Below are 26,062 nucleotides of genomic sequence, written 5' to 3' on the forward strand. Positions count from 1 at the left end.
ACTCGAAACTGGGATATCTGCCACCGACCGTCTATGAGCGGGCGATGGCGTCAAAACCACCTATCGAGGTGTCCGGAATTAGTTGACCACTGCAATCAAGGCGATGCGGGCGAGTAATCGGCGGGAGATGGCGTTGAGGAGTGGGGAGACGTCTTCCTGGTGATTGTGGTTTAACCATCAAAAGCCCCTCACCCTAACCCTCTCCCGGAGGGAGAGGGGACTGATTGGGGGATATTGAGGAAGTGCGCCGACTTGCAAGATTGTCTTTGAATCCATAATCGACGCGGTATTTCAGGTCGATGAACCTCGCCCGACAACTCGGTCAGTCCCCTCTCCCTCGGGAGAGGGCTAGGGTGAGGGGACGACATTTTCCAGCCAATCACTTAAGCGCCGGATCCCCCATATTCATCTTCTTCCACCCCTGCAACAACACCTGCGCCTTAGGCTCCTGGCCGCTGTCGAGGTAGTACTGGATCAACGACAGCCGCGCATTACGATTCGCCGGTTGCACTTTGAGCAAGCCTTCAAGAATCGCGCACGCTTCATCGACCTTGCCGCCCTCGTGCAACGCCACCGCCAGCACATAACCGTACTGGGCGTTCTGCGGCTCCAGTTGCGCAGCTTTGTGCAGCGCAACCATCGCTTCAGTCGTCTTGCCGGCGCGGATCAATGACAAGCCCCGAGTGTGCTGCAACAGCGCCGCGTCCGGGTGTTCCTTGATGCTGTCTGCGAGCAGTGTCTGCGCTTTCTGACTGCGGCCGCTGGCCTCCAGCCATTGCACCAGTGTCACCAGCGCCGGGTAGAAGTCCGGATCACGTTTGAGCGCATCTCGCAGCAACGCTTCAACTTCCGAACTGCGCCCACTGGCCTGATAGAGCATGGCCAGATTGAGGTTCGCTTCGGCGCGTTCCAGCAGACTCTTCTGCACCGCCTCGTACTCGCCAATCGCGGCTTCCCAATTGGCTTGCGCCGCACCGAGACCGCTGCTGCGAGCGACGCTGAGCAAATCCCGCGCGACCACAATGCGCACGGCTTTCACAGGATCGCTTAATAGCGGCGACAGCAACGGTGCACGTTCAGGCGGAGGCAGAAACGCACTGATTGCCCGCGCTGCGCTTTCACGCACTTGCGGCTCAGGATTTTTCAGATCCTGCGTGGCCAGTTTCAACGCCTGTTCGCTTGGATACAGCGGCAGTTCCGCCAGCAGGGTGGCGCGCTGGATTGCCGGCAGATTGCTGCGTTGCAGTTGCGTAAACAGCACGTCGGCGGCGCCCGGTTGACCATTGCGGATCAGCCACAGGCTTTCGTCATAACGCGGTGCTTGCGGCGCGGTGGAAGCGCTCCACAGCTTGAACTGCGCGGTGACTTTATCGCCAGCCTTGCCTTGATGGCAGGTCAGACACGCGTCCGGCGTGCCGAGCTTCTGCGCCCGTTCCGGGTTGGGAATGCTGAAGCTGTGGTCATGACGGAAGTCGTTGCCCATGTAGAATTTGCCGGGCATGTGGCAATCCACGCACTGCGAACCCGGCTGACCCATGGTGTGGCGCGTGTGTTCGATGGAGTCGTAATTCTTCGCTTGCAGGCCTTTGCCGTCGACCCCTTCAACCGAGGTCTTGCCGGCGGTGTTGTGGCATTGCAGGCACACCGCGTTGCCCGGCGCTTTCAGTTCGTTGCTGTGCGGGTTGTGGCAATTGCTGCAGCGCACACCTTTGTCGAACATTTTGCTTTGCAGGAACGAGCCGTGTTCGAACACCTCGTCCTTGATCTTGCCGTCCAGCGCATACAGCTCGCGGGTGAGGGTGCTCGGCAGGTAATCGTCCATCAGCCGTTTGCCGACGGTATAGCCATCGCCCAGCGGCGCACGACGCGCATGGCAACGGGCGCAGGTTTCGATCTCGACCGTGGCGTTCTTGTCCTTGAGGTCGACGTCGAAACCTTGATGGATCAGGTCGCCCTTTTTCTGCGTCCATTCCAGGTGATTGGAGGCCGGGCCATGGCAGGCCTGACAACCGACGCCGAGGCTGTTCCACTGACTGTTGAAGGTATTGCTGGCCGCATCGAAGTTGCGCTTGAAACCGGTGGTGTGGCACTCGACGCACATGAAGTTGGCGTTCTGGCTCGGCTTGCTCCAATGCAGCGGATTCTTGAAGTTCACGCCTTGGCCGGGATAGAGATGAAACCAGCGGTTTTTCTGGGTATCCCAAGCCACGCCAAGCGCCTGCAAACGGCCTTCGCCAACCTCGATCAGGTACTGCTGCAGCGGCGCGATGCCGAAGGTGTAGGCCACTTTGAAATCGGCGTTCTTGCCGTCGATGCCCGGCGTATTGACCCAGAACTCGTCGCCGTTGCGGGTGAACTTCGTGGTCTCTTTTTCAGCCTTGAACGTGACGTTATTGAAGTCACCGAGCATGGTCTCGGCGTTCGCCGGTTGCATCGCCAACTGGTGGTGCGAGCCTTGCCAGTCTTTGACTTGCTCGGTGTGGCAGCCTTGGCATTGTTGCTCGTCGACCATGCTCGCCGGTTTCAGCGCGACCGCTTGCGGCTTGGGCGCGGCAGGCGCGGGCGCCGGCGCACTGATCGGTGGCACCGTGAGCGGCGCGGTAACGGGCGCAGGGCTGAACAGAAACCAGCCGATCCCCGCCACGGCTGCCAGCAGCACGCCGATGGAGACAGGGAACAGGTAACGTGAAAGTGAAGATTGAGACGAATCAGGGTCAGGTTGTACCGCTTTATTTTTATGCTTGGGCATTACGACTTCCGTGGTCCAGGTGCATTTACCGTCTGGTGTGCATTCAAGCTCGGTGCAGCTTTGCCGGATGGCCGGCGTCTGTCAAATGACCATTGTGATCGGGCGCGCAGCCTTGTGTGAATTTTCTGCTTTTACATCGCAAAAGTTGAGGTTTTAGCTATACCTGTAACTCCCCTTATGCAAATCTTTCGGCTTTCTGACAGGAGTTACAGCATGAAGCTAGCAGTAATGATGGGCACGCTGTGCATCGCCACCCTTGGCGTGGTGGGTTGCTCGAGCAAAACCGTCGCTCCAGATGAGTACTCCGGGTTTCTCAAGGATTACAGTCAGCTCAAGGAAGCCAAGTCACCGTCGGGTGCCGAGGTGATGCGCTGGATGGATCCGAAACTCGACATCAATAAATTCACCAGCGTTTATGTCGAGCCAAGCCAGCTCTATCCGAAGCCGCAACCGACCGCAAAAATCTCTCAGCAAACCCTCAATGGCATCACCAGCTATTACGATCAGGCGCTCAAGCGTGAGCTGGGCAAATCGCTGCCACTGGCCACCGGGCCTGGGCCGGGTGTGATCGTACTGCGTCCGGCCATCACCGCCGTCAGCAGCAAAACCGAAGGGCTGCACGCGTATGAAGTGATCCCCATTGCTTTGGTAGCAGCGGCGGTCAGCACGGCCACCGGCATCCGTGATCAGGAAACCACCCTGGCCACTGAAGCGGTGTTCATGGACGGCGGCAGCAATAAGGTCGTGGCGCAAGTTGTGCGCAAAGGCACCGGCAAACCGCTGGAAAATGATTCCCAGGCGCTGAAAGCCGAGGACGTTAAAGCCGTGATCGATGGCTGGGCGTCTGATATGCACCAGACCTATCTGAAACTGAAATCCGAATCCAAGTAACCGCAAAACCTTGTAGGAGCTGCCGAAGGCTGCGATCTTTTGATCTTATAAACAGCAAGATCAAAAGATCGCAGCCTTCGGCAGCTCCTACATTCGGCAGCATTACTGCCCGGTAAACCAGCGGTAATACGGATTCGCGCCATCCCACTGCATCACCTCGCGCATGTCCCGCCCCCACGCATCCCGATCGCCGTCATACGCATGCAGGCTGGCACGATAAAACTGCATCAGCCGTTGACGATGGGTTTCCATGCGCTCAGTGAAAGCGGCATCGGCATTCACCAGTGGCGGTGGCTGATACAGATCCAGCAGCGCCGGCAACACGCGAGTGATTTCCTTGCTGCGCACCCATGGCGCGTATTCAATGCGCGGCTGATCATCGGTCACCGCCGGTGCATCGGCGGCAAAGCGCTCAAGGCCGGCGCGATCGGTCACCCACGTCGCCAGCAACGCCGCCGCTGAACCGATGCCGACATCCTGTAAGGTGCTGCGCACACTGTCCTGCTGGAAACGTTCGGTGATTTTCGCGGCGTCCAGTTCCATCGGCTCCATGGAGCCCACCAGCAGCATCTCGTGGAATTCGCTGGTCCATAGCGAGGCATACGGGAACACATCAAGGAAGCTGCGCACCAGCGAGCGCGAGTCATCGATGTTTTGCGTCGGCAGCGGCAGCCATTGCGCGACGATGCCGTTTTTCTGCAGACGACTCGCGGCCAATTGGTAGAAGTCGCGCGAATACAGATTGACCACGCCGGCCGCGGAGGGCGGTGGCGGCTCCAGTGTGACCAGGTCGTAGGTCTGCGCACTGCGCAGCAATTCCTGACGACCATCACGCAGACGCACTTCCACACCCGGATCACTGGCAGCATTGAAGTTGCCCTTGAACAACGGCGCCGCTTTCACCACCGACGGCAGCAACTCGGCGACCACGCGGTGCTCCAACCCCGGATAGCGCAGCATAGCGCCCGCAGTGATGCCGGTGCCGAAACCGATCACCAGGGTCGAGCGCGGTTCGCCGTTGTGGATCAACAGCGGTAGCAGCGCCTGAATGCGCATGTAGCGCAGCGACGGCATGGCATCGCCGGTGTTCGAGACGCCCTGAATGTACAGACGATGGAAATTGTTCTCGCCGCGACCTTGGGCGACCACCGCGACCGTGCCGCCGCGACCTTCTTCATAAAACGCCAACGTACCGTTGCGTGCACCGGGCAGTAGGCCGGCGATTTTGTCGACCGGCGTCAGCACCGCCAATGCGACCGAGACCAGACTCAGTGCGACCACTGCCTGACGCCGGCCTTTCTTCACACCATGGCCCTTGCGCACGGCGAGGTAGCCGATGCCTGCCGCGATGATCGCCAGCAGGCCCAGCGTGCGCACCAGCCCCAGCAGCGGGATCAGCAGGAAGCCGCAGAGCATCACCCCGACAATCCCGCCCAAGGTGTTGAATGCCACCACTGCGCCGACATCGCGGCCGACGCGCTCATGGCCGACACTCAAACGCAGCGCCAAGGGAAACGCCGCCCCCAGCAGCAATGTCGGCAAAAACACAATGCTCAACGCCGCGACGGCAAAGCGAGCACTCATGCCGACCAGCTCACTGGCGCCCAGACTCAGCAACCACATCTCGGTCTGGGTCTGGGCGTAAATCAGCCAACGACCGAGCAGGGCGATTTCCAGCAGCGCGATCAGGCCGGCGCCGGCAATCAACAAACCGAACATACCCCACGGATCACGAATGCGATCAACGCGACGGGCGAGCAGGGCACTGCCGATAAACAGGCCGGTCAGGTACGTCGCCAATACCACGGCAAACGCATAGGTGCGGGTGCTCATAAACTGCACGATCGATTGCGACCAGACCACTTCATAACCCAGCGCCACACCGCCGGCGATGGAATACAGCCACAGCGCCGTGCGATCCGCAGCTTTTTCCGGGTGGTGATGGATCGGGGTAACAACAGGGGCCGGATGCTGACGGGCGAACCACAAGGCGCCAGCCGCCGCCAACAGATTGAGCATCGCTGCTGCCAGCGAGCTGCCTCGTACACCGAGGGTGGCGATCAAAAAGAACGCGGCGAGCAACGTGCCGACAATCGCGCCCAAGGTGTTCGCGGCGTACAACTGACCGCCAGCCTTGCCCGGATCAGCCGCGAGCGAACGCACCAGCACCGGCAGCGTGCCGCCCATCAACACCGCCGGAATGCCCACGAGGGCGAACGGCAGCAACCATGCGAACACACCGACGTGATCTTGCAGCCAGGCGAACGGACTGGCCGCCATGCTCATGGCCACGGTCGCGCCAACGCCCAATATCGCCACCAATACTTCCAGCCCGGCATACAGCAGCACCGGTTGCTGCAAGCGATCCGCCCAGCGTCCGAACAGCCAGCCACCGATGGCCAGACCGGCGAAGAATGCGCTGATGCCCGTGGTGATCGCGTACACCTCAACGCCGACCACCAGCGACAGTTGCTTGATCCACAGCACCTGATAGACCAGTGCTGCGGCGCCGGAGATGCACAGCAGCAGGGCGGGGATCAGCAGTGAAGGGGAGGCGGTGTGCGAGGCGGGTATGGCCGACGGCTTGCTGGCGATACGTGAGGACATGCGGATTGCCTTATTTCAATTCAATAAAAACGGCGACTGTGCTGATCGTTCCCACGCTCTGCGTGGGAATGCCTCACTGGACGCTCCGCGTCCGCTTTGGCATGGGACGCAGAGCATCCCGGGATGCGTTACCACGCAGAGCGTGGGAACGATCAACACAAATGATCGGCCGTGCTCCCTGTAGGAGCTGCCGAAGGCTGCGATCTTTTGATCTTTATGTTTATCAATGGAGATCAAAAGATCGCAGCCTTCGGCAGCTCCTACAAGGGGGATATCCGACTAAAAATAAGTCCGCCCGCCGGTGAAGGCGGGCGGCAGTCTTGCGGTCTTACTGTGCAGCTTTCATTTTTTCAGCGATTTTCGCATCTACCGCAGCACGGATCTGGTCAACACTGAAGCTGGCCGGTTTCTGGCTTGGTGGATACTCGATGAAGGTCTGCAGGAACGCAGCGGACTTCATCACCGCCATTTCGGTCAGATAAACGTTTTTGGTCGTCCAGTCGTAGTACTGGTCGGAAACGATATCGGCACGTTCATACGGATCCATGCGCAGGTTGAAAATTTTCGGTACGCGCAGGCACACGAACGGTTCGCTCCAGACTTTGAAACCACCCGGTGCACGCTGTTCGCAGAACACGGCTTTCCAGTTGCCGAAACGCATTGACACCAGCACGCCATCGTCGTTGAAGTAGTAGAACTCCTTACGCTCGCTCTTCGGGGTCTGGCCGGTCAGGTACGGCAGTTGGTTGAAACCGTCCAGGTGCACTTTGAAGCTGGTGCCGCCGGAAGTCGGCGCCCAGCCTTTGAGCAGCTTGTTGGCGACATCGGTATCACCTGCGGCGGCGAGCAGTGTCGGGAACCAGTCAAGACCCGAGAACAGCTCGTTGGAAACTTCACCCGGTTTGATCTTGCCCGGCCAGCGGATCATCGCAGGCACACGGTACGCGCCTTCCCAGTTGGAGTTCTTCTCGTTGCGGAACGGCGTGGTCGCCGCGTCCGGCCAGGAGAACTGGTTAGGGCCGTTGTCGGTGGTGTAGACGACGATGGTGTTGTCGGTGATTTTCAGGTCATCGAGGGTTTTCAGCAGTTTGCCGACATCGCCGTCGTGCTCGATCATGCCGTCCGCATATTCGTTGCCGGGCATGCCGCTCTGGCCCTTCATCGAATCACGCACGTGAGTGAACAAGTGCATGCGCGTAGTGTTCATCCAGACGAAGAACGGTTTGTCCGCTTTGGCCTGTTTCTCGATGAACGCTTGCGCCGCCGCGGTGGTTTCGTCGTCGATGGTTTCCATGCGCTTGGTGGTCAGCGCGCCGGTGTCTTCGATCTTGCCGTCGGCGAAGCTGTGGATCACACCACGAGGGGAAACAGCCTTGACGAAATCGGCATCTTCTTTTGGCCAGTACGGACGTTCGGGTTCTTCTTCAGCATTGAGGTGATACAGGTTGCCGAAGAACTCGTCGAAACCGTGGTTGGTCGGCAGGTATTCATCCTTGTCGCCCAAGTGGTTCTTGCCGAATTGACCGGTCGCATAACCCTGAGATTTGAGTGCCTGAGCAATGGTGATGTCACGCTTTTGCAGGCCTACCGGAGCGCCGGGGATGCCGACTTTCGACAGACCGGTACGCAGTGGCGTCTGACCGGTGATGAACGAGGATCGACCCGCAGTGCAGCTGTTCTCCGCGTAGTAATCGGTGAACATCATGCCTTCTTTGGCAATCCGGTCGATGTTCGGCGTTTTGTAACCGACAACACCCATTGAATAGGCACTGATGTTGGTCTGGCCGATGTCGTCGCCGAAGATCACCAGGATGTTGGGTTTTTCAGCCGCTGTGGCGGTTGCCGACAGCGCCATCACCGAGGTCGCAACCAAGGCGAATTTCGGTAGCCACTTGCGTATGCGAGTCATCTGACTTGCTCCTTTTCGCGGGGGGTCATTTATTGCTGATAACGTTTATTGCAGTCCTGCAGCACGCTTTTTTTATTGCACCTGCTCGTTTACCGGCGGATCGAACGGGTAGATCCGGCGCCATTCGGTCGCCATGTCCACCACGGTCCAGCCGCGGGAATTTGCTTCATCGAGAGCTTTGTCGAGCTTGCCGATGTCTGATTTGCGGTCGTAGGCCCACTCGCGCTTGGCGTCGGTGTGGTGCACCAAACCCATGAAACGTTTGCCGGTACCGGCGGCCGTCCACTGCAGCATTTGCAGGTCGCCGTCGGAGTTGCCGAAGGCGAGAATCGGCCGCTTGCCGATCACCGCATCAATGCTTTCCGGTTTGCCCGGGCCGTCGTCGTTGTGCGCCAGTTTTGGCGTGCGCACGATCGAGGCCTTGCCATCCTTGTATTCGAAAGAAGTGACAAATGTGGTGCCGATCACCTGTTCCGGTGGAATGCCGTAAACCTTCTCGGCGAAGGCGCGCATGAAACCGGTGTCGCCGCCGGAGACGATGTAGGTCTTGAAGTCCTGGCTGCGCAGGTAGTCGAGCATTTCCAGCATCGGCTGGAAGATCATCTCGCTGTACGGCTTGCCGGTTTTCGGATGACGGGCCTGGCTCAGCCAGGTTTTCGCGTAATCATCAAACGCTTCGGTGGTCATGCCGCTGTGGGTGGCGCCGACGATTTTCAGCAGGCCTTCCATGCCTGACGCCGCGAGGGCCTTGTGGTCGTTTTCGATCACCGCTTTGAAAGGCTGCGTGGTTTTCCATTCCGGGTGCTGATCGGCGGTGCGCTTGACCTCGTCGAAAGCGAACAGCAATTCGAAGTACGCCGGTTGCTCGCTCCACAGCGTGCCGTCGTTATCGAACACGGCGATGCGGTCGGCGGGTTTGACGAAGTCCTTGCTCGTCTGATCGGTCACGGTCTGCACGAATTCGATGATGCTTTTCTTCGCCGGGCCGTCGTTCCACGAAGGCAGCGGCTCATTGGCCTGGGCCAGCAGCGGCAGGGCCAGACCGAACAGCAGAGCCAGGCCAAAACGTTGGCGGTGCAGCAACGGGTGCGTCATGGGAAATCCTTCTCGTGTACAGGGTTGAGCGGGCGCAGCGCCGAGGCCGGTTTCGCGTGCTGCTGTTCGGCCTGACTGTGAAGCGTAGTCAAGGATTGGCGCAGTTGGACAAGTGTCTGCTCGGTGGCCGGTTCGCGACCGTAAAGCCCACGCAACAGGCCTTGCAGGCGCGGGCCGGCATCGACGAGCTTCAGACCCATTCGACTGCGGCGCAGCCACAGATACAGCGCACTGAGTTGCGCTGGTTTGGCTTCAAGTTGCGGATTGATTTGTTGCCAGGCGTAATCGGCTGACTGCAACCACGCTGCGTGCCGCGCTTGTTTGCGCGCTTGCAGGGTGCGGTAGCCGCGAGTCAGGGCCGGGCGGCTCAAATAGCCGAGGCCGATAATCGCGATGAGCGCCACGAGCCAGATCAGCCATTGTGTGGAAAACCGCAGGCGATTCTGGCCGAGTTGCTTGAGGTCTTCGGCGATGGAGAACACAGGTTTGTAGGCGCTGTTGGCGGCGGCAGCGAACGTCACTGCCGGCACTTGCGCGGTGCGCGTTTGATTGCTGCTCGCGTCCCACCATTTCACTTCGATGGCCGGCAGTGTGTGCGAACCGGCGCGGTCGATGCGATAGGTGACGCTGTCGATACGCTGGCCGCCGAGAATGTCGCCACGGCCGTCATCGAGGCTGGTGACTTGCGGGGTTTTCGCATAGCGGCTGAGGCCGTCGATATCGCCCAGTGCCGGGATCGGCAGGGACATGGCCAGTGCGCCATCGGCCTTCAAGGTGAGTTGCCGGGTAATGCTGTCGCCGACTTTGAGCGGTGTGGCCGAGTTGATCACGTTCTGGCTGAAGGTCAGTCCGGTGGCAACCAGTGGCGTTTCCCCGGGATTGAAACCGGGCGGCCGGGCGGCGCTGAATTGCAGCGGTTCGCTGTGTGCGCTGATTTCGCTTTCAGCCTGACCGGGGGTGGCGCTGACGGTGAGGGCCGGGATATCGAACGATCGCGCGACGTTGGGTGTGATCAGGTAGGTGTAGCGCAAACCGTTGAAGGATTGTCCGTCGATGGTCTGGTTCAGGTGCTGGGCCTGACCGTCCGGGGGCATGACCAGAGCGCCGTCGAGTTTCAGATCGGGCAGGGTGGCGGCGCTGGTGAACCAGGTGTCGGTGAGGACGTCGACTTGCAGCTCGATCAGGCCACCGACCATGGCGCCTTCGGCGGGTTGCAGATGAGCCTGGACTTTGAGTTGTGGGGCGGCTGCGAGGGCATTGAGGCTCAGCAGGCCTGTCAGGAACAAAATGCTGAGTTTGGTAGTGATTGCTCTGGCCTCATCGCGAGCAGGCTCACTCCTACAGGGGATCTTTGCCGTACACAAAATCAATGTAGGAGTGAGCCTGCTCGCGATGGCCGCAACTCGGTTCCGGAGATTCATGGCTTAACCCCCGCCTGATCCTGCAAGCTGAATTTCTGCTTGAGAAACTTCGCCGGCGATGTCGTCAGGTTCTGCAACCACAGCGCATCCGAAGCCGCCTGCTCCGACTCGACCTTCTTGCTCTGACCCTTGCCCTTCGCCTTGTCGAATTTCACTTCATCCGGTTTGGTCTCAGGCGCGTTTTTCTCGGCACTTTCGGTGTCTTTGAGCAACGCCTGCGCCAACGCCAGATTGGCCGTGGCCTCCGGGAATTGCGGCTGCAGTTTCAAGGCTTGGGTGTACGCGGCAATCGCCTCATCAAACTTGAAACGGCGCACGTAAATATTGCCCAGATAGAAGTACGCCTGTGGCGTGTCCAGCCGCGCGAAAGTCGCCAGCGCCAAGTCATAGTCAGACGCGTGATACGCCGCGACCCCTTTCCAGTACGGATCGACAAACAGCGCTGCTGCCTGAGGCAGGTGCCCGTGCTCAAAGGCCCAGCGACCTTGCTGATCGCGAGTGAAGAAGGCGTCGGTCAGTGCATTCGCTTGCGCCGGAGCCGGCATGCCACCCAGTCCCACGGCCAGCACCAACGCCGCCATCCAGTTCACGCTCCAGCCTTTGCGCACGCCGAAAAATGCCAGCAACAGCAACGGCCAGCACAGCCAATAACCGGCGTCTTTCCAGTGCAATTCACGCTGTTCGGCGCTGGCGCTTTGGAAGTGCTGTTGCGCGTGCAGTTCGATCCAGTCCAGATCATCGTCATTCAGGGTCAGGCTGCCGAGGGGCGCGTCGACAGCAGAAGCCAATTGTTTGATTGCCGCTTGATCAAAACTGCCCAGTTCCGGGCGCCCGTTGGCATCGGTGCGCGGCTGCCCGCTGGCGTCGTGGATCATGCCGCCGTCCTCGCTGCCCACCGCCAGCACTAACACTTGCAACTGACTGCCGCTCAGCTGCTTGTCGAGGCCATCAAGTTGCGCGGTATCGGCGCCATCGGTGATCAGCAGCAGGCTGCCCGGCGTCTTTTCTGCGCTGAGCAAGCGTTTCGCCTGCTCAATCACCGCGGCGACGTTTTTCCCCGGTTTGTCGATCAACCCGGTGCCCAACGCCTGAATAAATGAGTCGAGCAGGGCGGGGTCGTCGGTCGGCGGCAACACCAGGTGCGCGCTGCCGGCGTAGGCGATCAGTGCCGTACGGGCACCGGCGCGACGCTGAATCAGGTCATGCAGTTTGTGCTTGGCCGCTTCCAGTCGCGTCGGTTGCACATCGCTGGCGTCCATCGACGGTGACAGATCGACAGCGACGATCAGCGGTGCACGGTTTTCGAGAAAGTCCGGACGATCTTGTTCCCAGGTCGGCCCGGCCGCCGCGATGGCGCCGAGAATCAACAGCGCACAGAGCAGATGCACCGGGCGCAGGCGTTGATTGTCTTGTGGCGTGATCAACAGGTGCGGCAGCAAATGCTCGGCGATGTTGCCGCGCAGCTGTCGTTGCAGATCACGGCTGCGGCGCCAGATCAACGGCAACAACGCGCCGAACAGCGCGAGCAGGAGCCAGAACGGGCGCAGGAAATGGAAGTCGCTGAGGTTGATGTCCATCTCAGACCTCCTGCCGCTGACGGGCGAATGACAACCGTGGCAGCAGCATCGCGGCAAGGTGATACAGGCCCAGCAACAACATCGCCGCCCCCAGCGGCCAATAGAACAACTCGCGTTGCGGCTGATGACTGAGGGTTTTCACCTGATGCGGCGTGAGACGGTCGAGGGTGCTGTAAACCTGATCGAGCGCGGTGCGGTCTTCAGCGCGGAAGAACTGGCCGCCGGTGGTTTTCGCGATCTGCTCCAGACCCGGCAGATTGACTTTGGCCTCGCCCGAAGCACTCGGGTCGCCGATGCCGATGGTGTGGATGATCACGCCTTTGTTGGCGGCCATTTCGGCGGCGTGATCGGGAGTGATCGCGCTGCTGGTGTCGTTGCCATCGGTGAGCAGAATCAGCACTTTTTCCTGCTCATGGGCTTTATCCAACAGCTTCAGGCTGAGGCCGATGGCATCGCCGATCGCGGTGTTCGGCCCGGCCATGCCGATGCCGGTGTCGGCCAGTAACAGCGACAGACTCGCATGATCGAGGGTCAGCGGTGCCTGCGGATAAGCGCCGCTGCCGAAGACGATCAGGCCGAGGCGGTCGTCCTTGCGCTTGTCGATAAAGCCTTGCACCACGTCTTTGACGGCGGCGAGGCGATTGATTTTTTCGCCGTTGGCGTTGGTGAAATCTTCGGTTTCCATCGACTGCGAAATATCGATGGCGAGCATCAGGTCGCGCACCGGTTGCTGACGTTCGATGGGTTTTTCAACGAACACCGGACGTGCCACGGCGAGCAAAATCAGCGCCCAGACCAACAGGTTCAAGACTAATTGCCAGACGTTGCGCCGAGTGCCGGCATGGGTGGGCGCTTCGCCGACAGCGCGGCTCATCGCCGCAAAAAACGGTACGCGCACGGCGCTGCGCGCTTCGTTGTAGGCCGGCAGGTAGCGGTACGCCAGCCACGGCAGCGGCAGCAGAAGCAACAACCATGGGTAATCAAGCTGCCACATGATGATGCTCCACCCAGTCCTGGCACGTGTCGAACAACGCCTGACGCTGCGGCGCGGGGAGGGCGCGCAGGGTGTCGTCGGGGGCGTAGGCGAGTTGCGCGAGTTGTGCGCTGAAATCCGCCGGGAGCGGCTTCTTGCTGTGCGCTTGCAAGAAGCGCTGCCAATCCTCCCTCCCCAACGCCGCAACCCCCTGTAGGAGTGAGCCTGCTCGCGATGGCGTCGCATCAGTCGATGAAACTGTTGAATGTACTGGCCCCTTCGCGAGCAGGCTCACTCCTACAGGAATCGCAGTGCGTTTGAGAGATTGGCCAGGCATTGAAAGCGCCACTCGCTTGAGCAGCTCGGGCAGTTCGCGCAGCGCATTGAGGTCGTCACTGCGGCTACGCAGTTGCGCCAGTCGCGCCAAGCCTTCACGGCGGTATTCATCGCGGCGCCATTGCAGGTAACGGCGCACGCCAATCACGATTGCCAATACGATCAGCAGCCCAAGCAACACCCACCAACCCCACGTCTGCGGCGCATAACTGACCGGCGCGGGCGGGGCCAACTCTTTGAGTTGATCGATGCTCGGGATATTCGGATTCATCGCCGTGCCCCGGCGCTTTTGCCCAGTTCGGCACGCAGTTGCGCGTGGGCTTCTTCGGCGGTGCTGAACATCATCAGCGGCACCTGACTGCGGCGCAGCAGGGTGGCGACGTCTTTCAAGCGACCACCGAGAAAATCCCCCAGCGGTTGATGCACATTGCGTTTTTCGATGGCCAGTTCGACCTGCAACTGGCCTTGGGTAATCAGCAGGCGGCCATTGTTCGGCAGCTTCAGTGCCAGCGGATCGTAGACTTGCAGGGCGATCACGTCGTTGTGCGCCGACAGTTGACGCATCAGTTGCAACGTACGTTCACCGGCCCCGGCGAAGTCGCTGACGATACAGATCAAATGGTCGTGACCGGCCAGCGCCAGGCAACGCTGCAAGACTTTGTCGAGCTGGTCTTCACCTTCGGCATCCGGGTTAGCCGCGTCGAGCGCCTGATTCTGTTCGGCGATACGGCTGAGCAGCGCTTCAACGCGTTTACGGCTGCGCAACGGCGCGATGCTGTCGATACGTTGATCGTTGAACACCAGCCCACCAACCCGGTCGCCGGCGTTGAACACCATCCACGCGGCCAATGCGCCGAGTTCGGCGGCTATCGCGGATTTGAAGCTGCGTTGCGAACCGAAAAACATCGACATGCGCTGATCAACCACGATCAACGCCGGACGATCACGCTCTTCAGTAAAGGTGCGCACCACCGGTTTGCCGGTGAGCAGCGAAGCACGCCAGTCGAGGTGACGCAGGTCGTCGCCCGGCTGGTAACGGCGCAGTTCATCGAAATTCAAGCCACGGCCACGCAGGCGCGAGGCATGGTTGCCGGCAAGGATGCTGCCTTGCGGCTGACGCGCGAGAAAACTCAGGTCACGGGCCTTGAACTCCAGCGCCATCAACTGCGCGAGAGAAACATAGACCAGGCCGTCGCTGCTCTTCGTATTTGACATCAGGCCGGAATCGCTACTTTATCGAGAATCCGATCGAGCACTTGATCGGCATTGACGCCGTCAGCCACCGCGTCATAGCTCAATTGCAAACGATGACGCAGCACCGGGTGCACCACCGCGCGCACATTGTCCGGCGAAACAAAATCCTGCCCCTGCAGCCATGCATCGGCGCGGGCGCAACGATCCAGACCAATGCCGCCACGCGGGCTGGCACCAATCGAAATCCAGCGCGCGAGGTCTTCGTCGTAGTCGGCGGGATGGCGCGTGGCGTTGATGATGTCGATCAGATAACTGTCGATGGCCGGTGACACATGCACCGCGCTGACTTCCTTGCGTGCCGCGAAAATCACCTCCTGCGACAGGCTGAAACCCTTGCTCGGCGCGGTGTTGGCGCCTTGTGCGAATTCTTCGGCGCGCAGCAGGCGCAGCACCTGGCTTTCGTTATCGGCGCTCGGATAATCGAGCAGCACTTTCATCAGGAAACGATCCATCTGTGCTTCCGGCAGCGGATACGTGCCTTCCTGTTCAATCGGGTTTTGTGTGGCGACCACAATGAACAAATCCGGCAACGGATGGCTGGTGCCGGCCACGGTGATCTGGCGTTCTTCCATCGCTTCCAGCAGCGCCGCCTGAACCTTGGCCGGAGCGCGGTTGATCTCGTCAGCGAGAATCAGATTGCCGAACAGCGGGCCGGGCTGGAAACGGATCTCGTTTTTGCCTTCAACCTGATGCAGCACTTCGGCACCGGTGATGTCCGAAGGCAGCAAATCCGGGGTGAACTGGATACGGCTCATCTTCGCGTCGAGGTGTTTGGCCAGAGCCTTGACCGTGCGCGTCTTGGCCAGTCCCGGCAGACTTTCCAACAGTAAATGGCCGTTGGCCAACAGGCCCAGCAGGATCTGCCGAATCACTTGATCCTGACCGAGCACCGATTCGGCGATGCTGGCTTGCAGGGCATTGAGGTCGGTAAGTGCAGTCATGGGGCAGTCCTTTGTGTCCGGGTCTAGAAAAATGCCAGGGTCATGTTGACGCTGAAGCCGTTGCCTTCAGGACGATTTTTGGTGTCGAACTCCGGTACCCAACGGGCGCTGATATTGGCTTGGGCGTCGGCAAATTTACCCGACCAGCCAACCACCGGGCCGGCGCCAACGGAACGGCCGCGATAACCGTTGAACGTATCGGCAGTCTGGCCTTTGTCGTCGGTCAGTTGCTGGATATAACCCGCCGCAACGCCGGCGCTCCAGCCATTGCCGAAACCGTGGGTCCACAGGGCATCGAGGGTGAAGATGTTGCCGTTGCGATAATCGGTGGCGTCGTTCTCGGTGTAGAACTCCAGACCGCTGGACAGCGTCAGCTCGCCGCCCTTGCCGTCGAGGTGGGTGAACGCCACGGTCGGCATGAACGTGTAATTGTTCTGCCCCGGGTTGGCCAGTCGATCGTCGTTATAGGCACCGGTCGGCACGTAGATCGGCAGGGACAACGAGATGTGGTTCAACTCGTCGAAGTGGTAACCGGCGGCGATGGGCGTGATCAGGGCGTCGGCGAATTGGGTGCCGGAGTCGCTGTCACCCAGCGTGCGCCCGCGCGGGCCGGTGATGCTGGCTTTGATGTCGGTGTACTGCACGGGAATGCCAACGGCCGAGGCGTAGTTCCAGCGACCTTTGCCGGTGTCCCAGACGTGGGTGAAGTTGGCCATGGTGTACGACACTTTCATGTCGATCCCGCCGCTGACCGCGCCAGAAATCGGCGCCCCGTTGCTGCCTTTTAGTGAGCCGTCGTACCAAATGCTGGTCAACGACATGACCCAGCCCGGCTCAGGCGGCACGATACCGGCGTTGGAAAACACCTGCTGACCGGTAATTGGCCGGCCAACACCGCCCTCGGCGGCGTACAGCAGCGGACTGCCGATCATGCACAGCGCCAGTAACGGGCGCACAACGTAAGGCTTGACCATCAACGACTCCGCTTAAAGTTCTGGCTGTATAAATATTCGAATAATGGCGCCGCCGGGCGCTCGGTCGCTGCGTAGACAGCGCTCCGATCAGTTTGCGGGCTGGCGATGAATTCCTGGGCGCCGACGCCACAGCTGACAAACATCGTCATCAAGCTGTAGCCGACGGCCTTGAGGGTAACCTGCATAGCGTCTTCCTTACTTGCCGAAGGTCAAGTTAATGCCGGTATACACAACGAATTGCGGCAGGCCGTCGCCTTTGCGGTCGACGGTCCACTGCGGTTCGATGAAGGCGTTGACGATGTTGCTGCCGGACTTCCAGGCTTTGCCCACACCCAGGCCGAGCGGGATGTAGTGGGTGTCGTTTTTCAGGTCGAACGTCCAGGTGCCGGTGGAGCGCAGGTACCAGCCTTTTTCCAGGTTATGGATGATGAACGGCTGCATGGTCGCGCTTTCAACGTGGGCGCGGTCGCTGTCGCCAGCGAAGGAACTTTGATACTGCACCAGTGCGCCGAGCAATCCGCGCGGGGAGGCGTCGATCGCGACAGCCGCGAGGCCTCCTTGCCATTTGCCGGTGCCGAGCTCGTCCTGTTCGGCGGTCGGCGCGGTGATCAACGGGCCAATGCCCAACTGAACGCCTTCGGTTTTTAGAATAAAGATGTCGAACAGGTTCAGATCGCCCATCCCGGTGCTGTAGCCGTTATGCGGATCGGGGCGGGTGCTGATGGGCAGCGTCGCGCGTACCAGTTGTGGCACACCGATAAAATCGTTCGGGGCGATCGGCAACGTGCCGCGCAGCAGGACGTCATTGGTATGAGCGTTGCTGTCGTAGAGTTTGGGGGTGTAGTAGTCCTGCAGGTTGGCGCCCGGCGCCACGTTCAGCGGGTTGTTACTTTTATTGGAGTCTTCGGCGTTGTCTGCTTGCGCGAACGGCATAGCCGCCAGCGCACTTGCCAGAAAAAGAGTCTTCCCCACTCGATTGAACTTCATCCCCGATTCCCTGGTGGCTCAATGGACAACTCGGCACTTGTCGGCCGTACGGCGTAATCCCTTTCTTTTCAAGCCTCTAGGACACGTCTTGTTTACGCTAGCAGCTTATCCAAAGTCTGCCAGTCGAATGTATTAATTCTTTGGTTTTGTGTACTTGTTCACCATTCGGTTGTGTACTAATTGGATAGTAACGAAATGTTTTCATGGCGAGGGAGCTAGCTTCCGCTGGGGCGCGAAGCGGCCATTTGCTTGATCAAAAGAGCGGCCAGCTGCGCAGTCCAGCGTAGTAAGTTGTCAGGGTTTTTTGGCTTGCTTGCGAAAGTGGCGAGTCAATCAACACGCACGTGGGAGATGATGAGAAACCTGTGAATGTGTTCCTTGATCATTTCCAAGCTCCGCTTGGGTATGCAGCCCTCGACGTTCTGCGTCAATTCAATAGTTCGAATGCAGAGCGTCCCCTGAGGGGAGCAGTCGATCAAAATCCAAGCCTCTGCATTCCGCGTGAACAGGTATTGGCAGAGATCAAGCCTCTAATGAAAGCAATGCACGGCAAGCGCGAAGCAATCAAGGTGTTTGGCAATGATGGGGGCCGGTCGTTCAGGAGGCATTAAAGATCAGGTAACATCCGTAGATCGTGATATTCAAAGGAGAGAAACGATGGCAGGAAAGCCGGTCGCAAGACTTGGAGATCCAGGGAGTCACGGCGGAAATATCACCACTGGATCCAGTCCTATTTTTGTTAATTCAATGCCCGTGGCTTTGGTAGGAGATATTTATTCCTGCCCAGTTCACGGGAGCAATCCCATAACGACGGGGGCTCCTCATGTTTTCGGGTTGGGTAAAGACGTTGCCCACGTCGGCTCCCAAACGGCATGCGGAGCGACGATTACTGCTGGATCCCCCGACACCTTTGTTGGTGCGTCTGGCGGTGGCGCCCCCACCAGCTTCTTTTCGCAGTTTTTGAAAGAAAAAACCTTTGTCGAGTTTCAGTTGCTGAACGAAAGAGATGAGCCTATCGCTTACGAGGCATATGAATTGACCCTGCCCGATGGAGCCTTGATGACTGGCGTCCTTGACGAAAATGGCTTTGTGCATGTTGCAAATATTCCTAGAGGAAGCTGCAGCATAAAGTTTCCGAAACTTGAAGATACGGAACATCTTTAATGGTTCAGTCGATTAAAACTACCAGCACAACACAGGCAGCAAAGAGTACAGGCACATCAGGGAAAACCACAAAGAGCAACCGGGTAGTCGTGTCCGGTGCTTACATGGAAGTACTAGTGGGTGGTCCCTACGTCCGCGATAAAGAAGAGCATCCTTTCGGTCACGCAGCTTTACATGTGGTAGTGGGGAGCAAAGACATTACCTATGACTTTGGCCGCTATGGGAAGACATGGGGCACATTCGATAGCGAGGGCGAAGGCGTGCTGAACGTTTGGTTATCCTTCAAAGCATATATCTCGGGTGAGAACAGTTTGGGGCGTACAACAACAGGGTTTGTTTATTTTTTGGATAATGCAAAAGCTGAGGCTGTGATCGCTCATTTTGACGGTATTGTCGCTCAGCAAAAAGAGCAGAGAAAAAAGACGGCATCATCAGCAAGGTATGTGTTGCCATCCAACTATCATCCGACCACGAATAACTGCACAACCGTGACAATTGCAGGAGCAAAGATTTCGGGTAAGTCCATTGTGCAGAATCCAGCGAAATTTAATGAGATGCGAGGTCTCTCTTTCATCGAGAGACAGGCAGCGCGCACGCAAAGTAGCCCGCAGGACGGGATCTTCATGCCAGCGGATTTACAAGCCATGCTCGAAGCGAATACTGAGGCCCCCTATGATAAGAAAAATGTTTACAAATAGGCGACTGGGCCTATGGCTGGTGGTAATTCTATCCGTCAATGCGATTTTTTTGGCTTCTCTGATTTTTGGCGATATTACGAAGGGACATGATATGAAGATGATCAAAACTAAAGAACCGTTGTTGATTGAGGGGCCAGAGGGTGATGAAAACTACTATGTCCTGCCTATAGGGGCTACGCTATATCACGATAAAAGTTTTCCTGAAGGGCATGATCGTTATGTGGTGTATCTTAATCATAAAGGTGCTATTGCTCACGAAGAAGTACCCATGAAGCCTGAATACGGCGGTTCCTTTATCGATCCTCTTTGGTTGGCCAATGTCGATCCGGAAGCATTGAAAGAAATTTTCAAACGCTTCCCTCTTTCAAAAAAGGATGTCGCCGCAGCAATTAAAGCCAATGAAATAACCAAGGACGATCTGGCTGACATAATCCGCTCAATGCCCGACTGACCGATTGTCAGTATTCGAGTGAAACAAGGCTGCGGACTTTTTTGCTTCTAAAGCAATCGATGGTCGCAGCCTTCAGCAGTTCTTAATCCAGTTTTTCGGTTATGCGTTTTTCTTTGCTTGCTCGCGGATTCGCTCTTCTTGCTCACGCGCTTGCGGCGTCAATTCCGGGCCAAAGTCTTCAGCGGAAAATATTTGGCGAATCTCGATGTCGGAATCGGTGCCCGGCATAGGGTTCGGGCAGCGTTTGACCCATTCGATGGCTTCTTCCTTGGATTTAACGTCCCAGATCCAGTACCCGGCGACCAATTCCTTGGTTTCGATGAAAGGGCCATCAGTCACCGTACGTTTGTCGCCGGAGAAGCGCACACGGGCGCCTTTGCTACTCGGGTGTAAACCGTCTGCTTCGACGAGGATGCCGGCCTTGGCCAGCTCCTCGTTGAAATTGCCCATCGCGGTGAGCAGTTCTTCACTGGGCATGACGCCGGCTTCCGAATCGGCGCTGGCTTTTACGAGGATCATGAATCGCATGGCGGTTACTCCGAAAAGTGTGGGGTTCACTGCTTAATCGAACGGGCCGAACATGAATCGACAGCATGGTTGAAAAAATCAGGATCGCCCGCATCCCCGTGTAGGAGCTGCGGCACGCTGCGATCTTTTGATTTTGTTTCGAGGATCAAAAGATCGCAGCCTTCGGCAGCTCCTACCGGGATCTCGGGTTGTATACAATTTCGTGCACCGGCACCTGACAATTTCATTTTGGGCATAGGTCGTCGGACAATTTCGTGGTTAACTTCCGCTTCTTGCATGCTCTCCAACCACAACGTTAGAAGGACTCAAGTCATGGCTCAAGTCACCCTTAAAGGCAATCCGGTTCAAGTCAACGGCCAGTTGCCACAAGCCGGTTCCAAGGCGCCAGCCTTTTCCCTGGTTGCCGGCAATCTGTCCGACGTCACCCTGAAAGACTTCGCCGGCAAGCGCAAAGTCCTCAACATCTTCCCAAGCGTTGACACCCCGACCTGCGCCACTTCCGTGCGCAAATTCAACGCTCAGGCCAACGAAGTCGCCAACACTGTCGTGCTGTGCATCTCCGCTGACCTGCCGTTCGCTCAAGCACGCTTCTGCGGCGCCGAAGGTCTGGAAAACGTTCAGAACCTGTCGACCCTGCGCGGTGCCGAGTTCATCGAAAACTACGGCGTGGCTATTGCTGACGGCCCGTTGAAAGGCCTGACCGCCCGTGCCGTCGTGGTGCTGGACGAGAACGACAACGTGCTGCACAGCGAACTGGTCAAGGAAATCGCTGAAGAGCCGAACTACGACGCTGCTCTGGCCGTCCTGAAGTAAGCTCTGCCACAGCGCTTTACAATTGTTAACGGCCTGGCCCTGTCCAGGCCGTTTTCATTTGTGTATCAGTGTTTTGCCTCACACCTTGAAACGTAAGATGAAGGTAAATTGCCGGTAAAGCTGCTTTGCTTAATCGTCACCAGTGCTTATCGTTCAGCCTCCCGTAAAAGAAGCCCACGCGCCCAATGGTTAATCACTCCATGCAATCGTCCCCCCGCAACACCCGTCGCTGGCTGATCAGCCTGCTTGTCTTGTTGGTTATCGCTGTCCTGTGCTGGAAATTCTGGCCGGCCGGTTCAGCCCACAAGGAGGGCGGTGATAAGGCGGCGGCCGGTCATGCCGGGCGTTCGGGGATGATGAGGCCAGGCTTCGGCGGCGGTACCGGGCCGATTCCGGTGCGCGTGGCGCCGGCGGTCACCGGTGACTTTCCGCTGTATTACAAAGCGCTGGGCACGGTAACGGCGCTCAACACCATCAATGTGCGCAGCCGGGTGGGCGGCGAATTGGTGAAGATCAATTTCGAAGAAGGGCAGAGGGTCAAGGCGGGCGACTTGCTGGCAGAGATCGATCCGCGTCCTTACCAAAATGCCTTGCTGCAGGCCGAAGGCACTTTGCTGCAGAATCAGGCGCAATTGAAGAACGCTCAGGTCGACGTCGAGCGTTATCGCGGTCTGTTCAAGGAAGACAGTATTGCCAAGCAGACACTGGACACCGCCGAAGCGCTGGTCGGCCAGTATCTGGGCACGGTAAAAACCAATCAGGCGGCGGTCAACGACGCCAAGCTCAATCTTGAATTCACCAAGATCCGTGCACCGATTGCCGGTCGCGTCGGTCTGCGTCAGGTCGACGTCGGCAACCTTGTGGCGGCCAACGACACCACATTCCTCGCGGTGATCACCCAGACCCAACCGATCAGCGTCGCCTTCACGCTGCCGGAAAACAGCCTCGAAACCGTCCTCGCCCGCTACCGCAGCGGCGCCAAACTGCCGGCCGAAGCGTGGGATCGTGGCGACACCAAACTGCAAGCCACTGGCGTATTGCAAAGCCTCGACAACCAGATCGACGTCGCTACCGGCACCCTGAAATTCAAGGCCCGTTACGACAACCGCGATCAAGCGCTGTTTCCGAATCAGTTCGTCAACGTGCACTTGCTGGCCGACACCCTCAAAGGCGTGGTACTGGCGCCTTCTGCCGCTATCCAGTTCGGCACCAACGGCACCTTTGTTTATGCACTCGACGGTGACAAGAAAGTCACCATCCGCCAACTGAAAATCGGTGCCAGTGATGGTAATAACACCGTGATCACCGAAGGCCTGGCCGCCGGCGACCGTGTGGTGCTGGAAGGCACCGACCGCCTGAAAGAGGGCAGTGAGGTGGAAGTGGTCAACGACAGCAATGCCGTGCCGACCACCCCAACCGAACACTTGCAGGGCAAATCCGCTGCCGCCGCGCCAGACGCTGCTGTGACTGACAAGGCCAAGAAGGGCGCATGAACATTTCGCGGCTGTTCATCCTCCGTCCGGTAGCCACCACCCTGAGCATGCTGGCCATTGTTCTGGCCGGCCTGATCGCATATCGCCTGCTGCCGGTCTCGGCGTTGCCGCAGGTCGATTACCCGACCATCCGCGTCATGACCCTGTATCCCGGCGCCAGCCCGGACGTAATGACCAGCGCCGTGACCGCGCCACTTGAACGTCAGTTCGGGCAGATGCCAGGTCTGACGCAAATGGCCTCGACCAGCTCCGGCGGCGCGTCGGTGCTGACCCTGCGTTTCAGCCTCGACATCAACATGGATGTTGCCGAACAACAGGTGCAGGCCGCGATCAACGCTGCGACCAATCTGCTGCCAACCGACTTGCCGGCACCGCCGGTGTACAACAAGGTCAACCCGGCAGACACCCCGGTGCTGACCCTGGCCATTACCTCGAAAACCATGTTGCTGCCCAAACTCAATGATCTGGTCGATACGCGCATGGCGCAGAAAATCGCCCAGATCAGCGGCGTCGGCATGGTCAGCATCGCCGGCGGTCAGCGTCAGGCGGTGCGGATCAAGGTCAACCCGGAAGCCTTGGCGGCCAACAGTCTCAATCTGTCTGACGTGCGCACCTTGATCGGTGCCTCCAACGTCAACCAGCCGAAAGGTAACTTCGACGGCCCGACCCGGGTGTCGATGCTCGACGCCAACGATCAACTGACGTCGCCCAAGGATTACGCCAACCTGATCCTCGCCTACAAAAACGGCGCGCCGTTGCGACTCAAGGATGTTGCGGAAATCGTCGATGGTGCCGAGAACGAACGTCTCGCCGCGTGGGCCAACCAGAATCAGGCAGTGTTGCTGAACATTCAGCGTCAGCCGGGCGCCAACGTCATTGAAGTGGTCGACCGGATCAAGGCGCTGCTGCCAAGCATCACCGACAACCTGCCGGCCGGCCTCGATGTCACGGTACTGACCGACCGTACGCAAACCATTCGCGCCTCGGTAACCGATGTTCAGCACGAACTGCTGATCGCCATCGCGCTGGTGGTCATGGTCACGTTCCTGTTCTTGCGTCGTGCCAGCGCCACGATCATTCCATCGGTGGCGGTGCCGTTGTCGCTGATCGGCACCTTTGGCGTGATGTACCTCGCCGGTTTCTCGGTGAACAACCTGACGCTGATGGCGTTGACCATCGCCACCGGTTTTGTGGTCGACGATGCCATCGTCATGCTGGAAAACATCTCTCGATTTATCGAAGAGGGCGACAGCCCCATGCAGGCAGCGCTCAAGGGCGCCAAGCAAATTGGCTTCACCTTGATTTCCCTGACCCTGTCGTTGATCGCCGTACTGATTCCGCTGCTGTTCATGGCGGATGTGGTCGGGCGCTTGTTCCGTGAATTTGCCATCACCCTCGCGGTAGCGATCCTGATTTCCCTGGTGGTCTCGCTGACCCTGACGCCAATGATGTGCGCACGTTTGCTCAAGCGTGAACCGGAGGCGCATGAGCAAGGCCGCTTCTACCGCGCCAGTGGCGCGGTGATCGACTGGATGATCGCCGAGTACGGGCGGATGCTGCGTTGGGTGCTCAAGCACCAACCGCTGACCTTGCTGGTCGCTATCGGCACTTTGGCGTTGACCGTGTTCCTTTACATGATCGTGCCGAAGGGCTTCTTTCCGGTGCAGGACACCGGGGTGATTCAGGGCATTTCCGAGGCGCCGCAGTCGATTTCCTTCGCCGCCATGGGCGAGCGCCAGCAAGAACTGGCGAAGATCATTCTTGAAGACCCGGCGGTACAAAGCCTGTCGTCCTACATCGGTGTCGACGGCGATAACTCGACACTGAATAGCGGCCGCTTGCTGATCAACCTCAAACCGCACAATCAACGGGATCTCACCGCCACGGAAGTGATTGCCCGTCTGCAACCAAACCTGGACAAACTGGTCGGCATCCGTCTGTTTATGCAGCCGGTGCAGGATCTGACTATCGAAGACCGCGTCAGCCGCACGCAATACCAGTTCAGCATGTCGTCGCCAGACTCGGAGTTGCTCAGTGAATGGAGCGGGCGTTTGGTCGAGGCATTGGCGCAACGCCCGGAACTGACCGACGTCGCCAGTGATTTGCAGGACAAAGGCTTGCAGGTGTACCTGGTGATTGACCGCGATGCGGCCTCGCGCCTGGGTGTGTCGGTGGCGAATATCACCGATGCACTGTACGACGCGTTCGGTCAGCGGCAGATTTCGACCATCTACACCCAGGCCAGCCAATACCGCGTGGTGCTGCAAGCGCAGTCCGGCGAGAAAATCGGCCCGCAGGCACTGGACCAGATCCACGTGAAAACCACGGATGGCGCGCAGGTGCGCCTGTCGAGTCTGGCCCACGTCGAGGAGCGTCAGGCACAACTGGCGATCACCCACATCGGCCAGTTCCCGGCGGTGATGATGTCGTTCAACCTTGCCCCGGGCGTGGCGCTGGGGCATGCGGTGGACATCATCGATCAGGTGCAGAAAGACATCGGTATGCCGGTCGGCGTGCAGACGCAGTTCCAGGGCGCGGCCGAAGCATTCCAGGCGTCGCTGTCGAGCACCTTGCTGCTGATTCTGGCGGCGGTGGTGACCATGTACATCGTGCTCGGCGTGCTCTACGAGAGCTACATCCACCCGATCACCATTCTCTCGACCTTGCCGTCGGCGGCGGTCGGTGCCTTGCTGGCACTGCTGCTCAGCGGCAATGATCTGGGGATGATCGCGATCATCGGCATCATTTTGCTGATCGGTATCGTGAAGAAAAACGCGATCATGATGATCGACTTCGCCCTTGATGCTGAACGCAATCAGGGCATGGCGCCCGAGCAGGCGATCTATCAAGCCGCGCTGTTGCGTTTCCGGCCGATCCTGATGACCACGCTGGCGGCGCTGTTCGGCGCGGTGCCGCTGATGCTCGCCACCGGCTCTGGCGCGGAATTGCGTCAGCCGCTGGGTCTGGTGATGGTTGGCGGGTTGCTGGTGAGCCAGGTACTGACGTTGTTCACCACGCCCGTGATCTACCTGTACTTCGACCGCCTCGGTCGCCGGTTTGGCAAAACCAATGCCGACAGCGCAGAGGTGCCGGTATGACTGTCTGCACGCATTCCCGATGTAGGAGTGAGCCTGCTCGCGATGAGGCCGGCACATCCAACATTTATGTGAGCAGACAAATTGCTATCGCGAGCAGGCTCAC

Annotated in this window: 22 protein-coding genes; 7 read left to right on the forward strand and 15 right to left on the reverse strand. The window is 58.9% G+C overall.

Going from position 1 to position 26,062, the window contains the following annotated elements; all coding sequences use genetic code 11:
- Nucleotides 1–379 precede the first annotated feature (379 nt).
- Nucleotides 380–2,749 carry a tetratricopeptide repeat protein gene (locus ACIP66_RS01615; RefSeq protein WP_400644721.1) on the reverse strand — a complete coding sequence of 790 codons (2,370 nt, stop codon included), beginning with the start codon at nucleotides 2,747–2,749 and terminating at the stop codon, nucleotides 380–382.
- Nucleotides 2,750–2,962: 213 nt separating this feature from the next.
- Here ACIP66_RS01615 and ACIP66_RS01620 point away from each other — a divergent pair, with 213 nt between their 5' ends.
- Nucleotides 2,963–3,640, forward strand: a complete 678-nt coding sequence (locus ACIP66_RS01620) for a DUF3313 domain-containing protein (protein ID WP_212550695.1) — start codon at nucleotides 2,963–2,965, stop codon at nucleotides 3,638–3,640.
- A gap of 102 nt (nucleotides 3,641–3,742) precedes the next feature.
- On the opposite strand, the gene ACIP66_RS01625 is transcribed toward ACIP66_RS01620, so the two are convergent.
- The 12 genes from ACIP66_RS01625 to ACIP66_RS01680 form a co-directional block, all read right to left on the reverse strand.
- Nucleotides 3,743–6,247, reverse strand: a complete 2,505-nt coding sequence (locus ACIP66_RS01625; protein WP_400644724.1) for a fused MFS/spermidine synthase — start codon at nucleotides 6,245–6,247, stop codon at nucleotides 3,743–3,745.
- A 328-nt stretch (nucleotides 6,248–6,575) separates the two neighbouring features.
- Nucleotides 6,576–8,156, reverse strand: coding sequence for an arylsulfatase (locus ACIP66_RS01630; protein ID WP_053120641.1), 1,581 nt, complete (start codon nucleotides 8,154–8,156; stop codon nucleotides 6,576–6,578).
- Nucleotides 8,157–8,228: 72 nt separating this feature from the next.
- A complete protein-coding gene (locus tag ACIP66_RS01635) occupies nucleotides 8,229–9,251 on the reverse strand; it encodes an HAD family phosphatase (protein ID WP_053120639.1) in 1,023 nt (340 codons plus the stop codon).
- Nucleotides 9,248–10,672: a hypothetical protein gene (locus tag ACIP66_RS01640; protein ID WP_400644729.1), complete on the reverse strand. Its 1,425-nt coding sequence runs from the start codon at nucleotides 10,670–10,672 to the stop codon at nucleotides 9,248–9,250. The genes ACIP66_RS01635 and ACIP66_RS01640 overlap by 4 nt, the downstream gene beginning before the upstream one ends.
- Nucleotides 10,669–12,249 (reverse strand): VWA domain-containing protein, encoded by a 1,581-nt coding sequence (locus ACIP66_RS01645; protein WP_400644732.1) that lies wholly within the window; start codon nucleotides 12,247–12,249, stop codon nucleotides 10,669–10,671. The genes ACIP66_RS01640 and ACIP66_RS01645 overlap by 4 nt, the downstream gene beginning before the upstream one ends.
- 1 nt (nucleotide 12,250) lies before the next feature.
- Nucleotides 12,251–13,243, reverse strand: coding sequence for a vWA domain-containing protein (locus ACIP66_RS01650; protein ID WP_400644735.1), 993 nt, complete (start codon nucleotides 13,241–13,243; stop codon nucleotides 12,251–12,253).
- Nucleotides 13,230–13,829, reverse strand: coding sequence for a DUF4381 domain-containing protein (locus ACIP66_RS01655; RefSeq protein ID WP_400644738.1), 600 nt, complete (start codon nucleotides 13,827–13,829; stop codon nucleotides 13,230–13,232). Before ACIP66_RS01655 ends, ACIP66_RS01650 begins: the two co-directional genes overlap by 14 nt.
- Nucleotides 13,826–14,773 (reverse strand): DUF58 domain-containing protein, encoded by a 948-nt coding sequence (locus ACIP66_RS01660; RefSeq protein WP_400644741.1) that lies wholly within the window; start codon nucleotides 14,771–14,773, stop codon nucleotides 13,826–13,828. Before ACIP66_RS01660 ends, ACIP66_RS01655 begins: the two co-directional genes overlap by 4 nt.
- Nucleotides 14,773–15,753, reverse strand: a complete 981-nt coding sequence (locus ACIP66_RS01665) for a MoxR family ATPase (protein WP_159812048.1) — start codon at nucleotides 15,751–15,753, stop codon at nucleotides 14,773–14,775. Before ACIP66_RS01665 ends, ACIP66_RS01660 begins: the two co-directional genes overlap by 1 nt.
- Before the next feature lie 23 nt (nucleotides 15,754–15,776).
- The gene (locus tag ACIP66_RS01670) at nucleotides 15,777–16,727 is read right to left on the reverse strand and encodes a transporter (protein ID WP_053120626.1); all 951 of its coding nucleotides are present in this window, start codon (nucleotides 16,725–16,727) and stop codon (nucleotides 15,777–15,779) included.
- Complete coding sequence (locus ACIP66_RS01675; RefSeq protein ID WP_400644744.1) at nucleotides 16,727–16,912, reverse strand: hypothetical protein; 186 nt, start codon at nucleotides 16,910–16,912, stop codon at nucleotides 16,727–16,729. Before ACIP66_RS01675 ends, ACIP66_RS01670 begins: the two co-directional genes overlap by 1 nt.
- A 10-nt stretch (nucleotides 16,913–16,922) precedes the next feature.
- The gene (locus tag ACIP66_RS01680) at nucleotides 16,923–17,660 is read right to left on the reverse strand and encodes a hypothetical protein (protein ID WP_282358903.1); all 738 of its coding nucleotides are present in this window, start codon (nucleotides 17,658–17,660) and stop codon (nucleotides 16,923–16,925) included.
- Nucleotides 17,661–18,293: 633 nt separating this feature from the next.
- On the opposite strand from ACIP66_RS01680, the gene ACIP66_RS01685 reads away from it, so the two are divergent.
- From ACIP66_RS01685 to ACIP66_RS01695, 3 genes are all read left to right on the forward strand, one after another.
- Nucleotides 18,294–18,878, forward strand: coding sequence for a PAAR domain-containing protein (locus tag ACIP66_RS01685; protein WP_400644746.1), 585 nt, complete (start codon nucleotides 18,294–18,296; stop codon nucleotides 18,876–18,878).
- Nucleotides 18,878–19,576, forward strand: coding sequence for a hypothetical protein (locus ACIP66_RS01690; RefSeq protein WP_400644749.1), 699 nt, complete (start codon nucleotides 18,878–18,880; stop codon nucleotides 19,574–19,576). The genes ACIP66_RS01685 and ACIP66_RS01690 overlap by 1 nt, the downstream gene beginning before the upstream one ends.
- Nucleotides 19,577–19,667: 91 nt before the next feature.
- Entirely contained in the window at nucleotides 19,668–20,027 is a 360-nt protein-coding gene (locus ACIP66_RS01695) for a hypothetical protein (protein WP_400644751.1), read from the forward strand.
- Between the two features lie 99 nt (nucleotides 20,028–20,126).
- Here the strand turns inward: ACIP66_RS01695 and ACIP66_RS01700 are convergent, their stop codons facing one another.
- Entirely contained in the window at nucleotides 20,127–20,555 is a 429-nt protein-coding gene (locus ACIP66_RS01700; protein ID WP_400644753.1) for a YciI family protein, read from the reverse strand.
- Between the two features lie 26 nt (nucleotides 20,556–20,581).
- Nucleotides 20,582–20,833: a hypothetical protein gene (locus ACIP66_RS01705; protein WP_212550707.1), complete on the reverse strand. Its 252-nt coding sequence runs from the start codon at nucleotides 20,831–20,833 to the stop codon at nucleotides 20,582–20,584.
- 34 nt (nucleotides 20,834–20,867) lie between these two features.
- Between ACIP66_RS01705 and tpx the strand changes: the two genes are divergently transcribed.
- The 3 genes from tpx (at nucleotide 20,868) to ACIP66_RS01720 (ending at nucleotide 25,959) form a co-directional block, all read left to right on the forward strand.
- Nucleotides 20,868–21,368, forward strand: a complete 501-nt coding sequence (gene tpx, locus ACIP66_RS01710) for a thiol peroxidase (protein WP_008086450.1) — start codon at nucleotides 20,868–20,870, stop codon at nucleotides 21,366–21,368.
- Between the two features lie 185 nt (nucleotides 21,369–21,553).
- The gene (locus tag ACIP66_RS01715) at nucleotides 21,554–22,861 is read left to right on the forward strand and encodes an MdtA/MuxA family multidrug efflux RND transporter periplasmic adaptor subunit (RefSeq protein WP_400644757.1); all 1,308 of its coding nucleotides are present in this window, start codon (nucleotides 21,554–21,556) and stop codon (nucleotides 22,859–22,861) included.
- Complete coding sequence (locus ACIP66_RS01720; RefSeq protein WP_400644760.1) at nucleotides 22,858–25,959, forward strand: MdtB/MuxB family multidrug efflux RND transporter permease subunit; 3,102 nt, start codon at nucleotides 22,858–22,860, stop codon at nucleotides 25,957–25,959. Before ACIP66_RS01715 ends, ACIP66_RS01720 begins: the two co-directional genes overlap by 4 nt.
- The last annotated feature ends 103 nt before the right edge of the window (nucleotides 25,960–26,062 follow it).

Source organism: Pseudomonas sp. NPDC088429 (assembly GCF_044753305.1).
Taxonomy (GTDB): domain Bacteria; phylum Pseudomonadota; class Gammaproteobacteria; order Pseudomonadales; family Pseudomonadaceae; genus Aquipseudomonas; species Aquipseudomonas rustica.

Bases quoted from the DNA above. Each gene is read 5' to 3' on its own strand.
- ACIP66_RS01615 (WP_400644721.1), bottom strand. From the start codon at position 2,749: ATGCCCAAGCATAAAAATAAAGCGGTACAACCTGACCCTGATTCGTCT.
- ACIP66_RS01620 (WP_212550695.1), top strand. From the start codon at position 2,963: ATGAAGCTAGCAGTAATGATGGGCACGCTGTGCATCGCCACCCTTGGC.
- ACIP66_RS01625 (WP_400644724.1), bottom strand. From the start codon at position 6,247: ATGTCCTCACGTATCGCCAGCAAGCCGTCGGCCATACCCGCCTCGCAC.
- ACIP66_RS01630 (WP_053120641.1), bottom strand. From the start codon at position 8,156: ATGACTCGCATACGCAAGTGGCTACCGAAATTCGCCTTGGTTGCGACC.
- ACIP66_RS01635 (WP_053120639.1), bottom strand. From the start codon at position 9,251: ATGACGCACCCGTTGCTGCACCGCCAACGTTTTGGCCTGGCTCTGCTG.
- ACIP66_RS01640 (WP_400644729.1), bottom strand. From the start codon at position 10,672: ATGAATCTCCGGAACCGAGTTGCGGCCATCGCGAGCAGGCTCACTCCT.
- ACIP66_RS01645 (WP_400644732.1), bottom strand. From the start codon at position 12,249: ATGGACATCAACCTCAGCGACTTCCATTTCCTGCGCCCGTTCTGGCTC.
- ACIP66_RS01650 (WP_400644735.1), bottom strand. From the start codon at position 13,243: ATGTGGCAGCTTGATTACCCATGGTTGTTGCTTCTGCTGCCGCTGCCG.
- ACIP66_RS01655 (WP_400644738.1), bottom strand. From the start codon at position 13,829: ATGAATCCGAATATCCCGAGCATCGATCAACTCAAAGAGTTGGCCCCG.
- ACIP66_RS01660 (WP_400644741.1), bottom strand. From the start codon at position 14,773: ATGTCAAATACGAAGAGCAGCGACGGCCTGGTCTATGTTTCTCTCGCG.
- ACIP66_RS01665 (WP_159812048.1), bottom strand. From the start codon at position 15,753: ATGACTGCACTTACCGACCTCAATGCCCTGCAAGCCAGCATCGCCGAA.
- ACIP66_RS01670 (WP_053120626.1), bottom strand. From the start codon at position 16,727: ATGGTCAAGCCTTACGTTGTGCGCCCGTTACTGGCGCTGTGCATGATC.
- ACIP66_RS01675 (WP_400644744.1), bottom strand. From the start codon at position 16,912: ATGCAGGTTACCCTCAAGGCCGTCGGCTACAGCTTGATGACGATGTTT.
- ACIP66_RS01680 (WP_282358903.1), bottom strand. From the start codon at position 17,660: ATGCCGTTCGCGCAAGCAGACAACGCCGAAGACTCCAATAAAAGTAAC.
- ACIP66_RS01685 (WP_400644746.1), top strand. From the start codon at position 18,294: ATGATGGGGGCCGGTCGTTCAGGAGGCATTAAAGATCAGGTAACATCC.
- ACIP66_RS01690 (WP_400644749.1), top strand. From the start codon at position 18,878: ATGGTTCAGTCGATTAAAACTACCAGCACAACACAGGCAGCAAAGAGT.
- ACIP66_RS01695 (WP_400644751.1), top strand. From the start codon at position 19,668: ATGAAGATGATCAAAACTAAAGAACCGTTGTTGATTGAGGGGCCAGAG.
- ACIP66_RS01700 (WP_400644753.1), bottom strand. From the start codon at position 20,555: ATGCGATTCATGATCCTCGTAAAAGCCAGCGCCGATTCGGAAGCCGGC.
- ACIP66_RS01705 (WP_212550707.1), bottom strand. From the start codon at position 20,833: ATGCAAGAAGCGGAAGTTAACCACGAAATTGTCCGACGACCTATGCCC.
- tpx (WP_008086450.1), top strand. From the start codon at position 20,868: ATGGCTCAAGTCACCCTTAAAGGCAATCCGGTTCAAGTCAACGGCCAG.
- ACIP66_RS01715 (WP_400644757.1), top strand. From the start codon at position 21,554: ATGGTTAATCACTCCATGCAATCGTCCCCCCGCAACACCCGTCGCTGG.
- ACIP66_RS01720 (WP_400644760.1), top strand. From the start codon at position 22,858: ATGAACATTTCGCGGCTGTTCATCCTCCGTCCGGTAGCCACCACCCTG.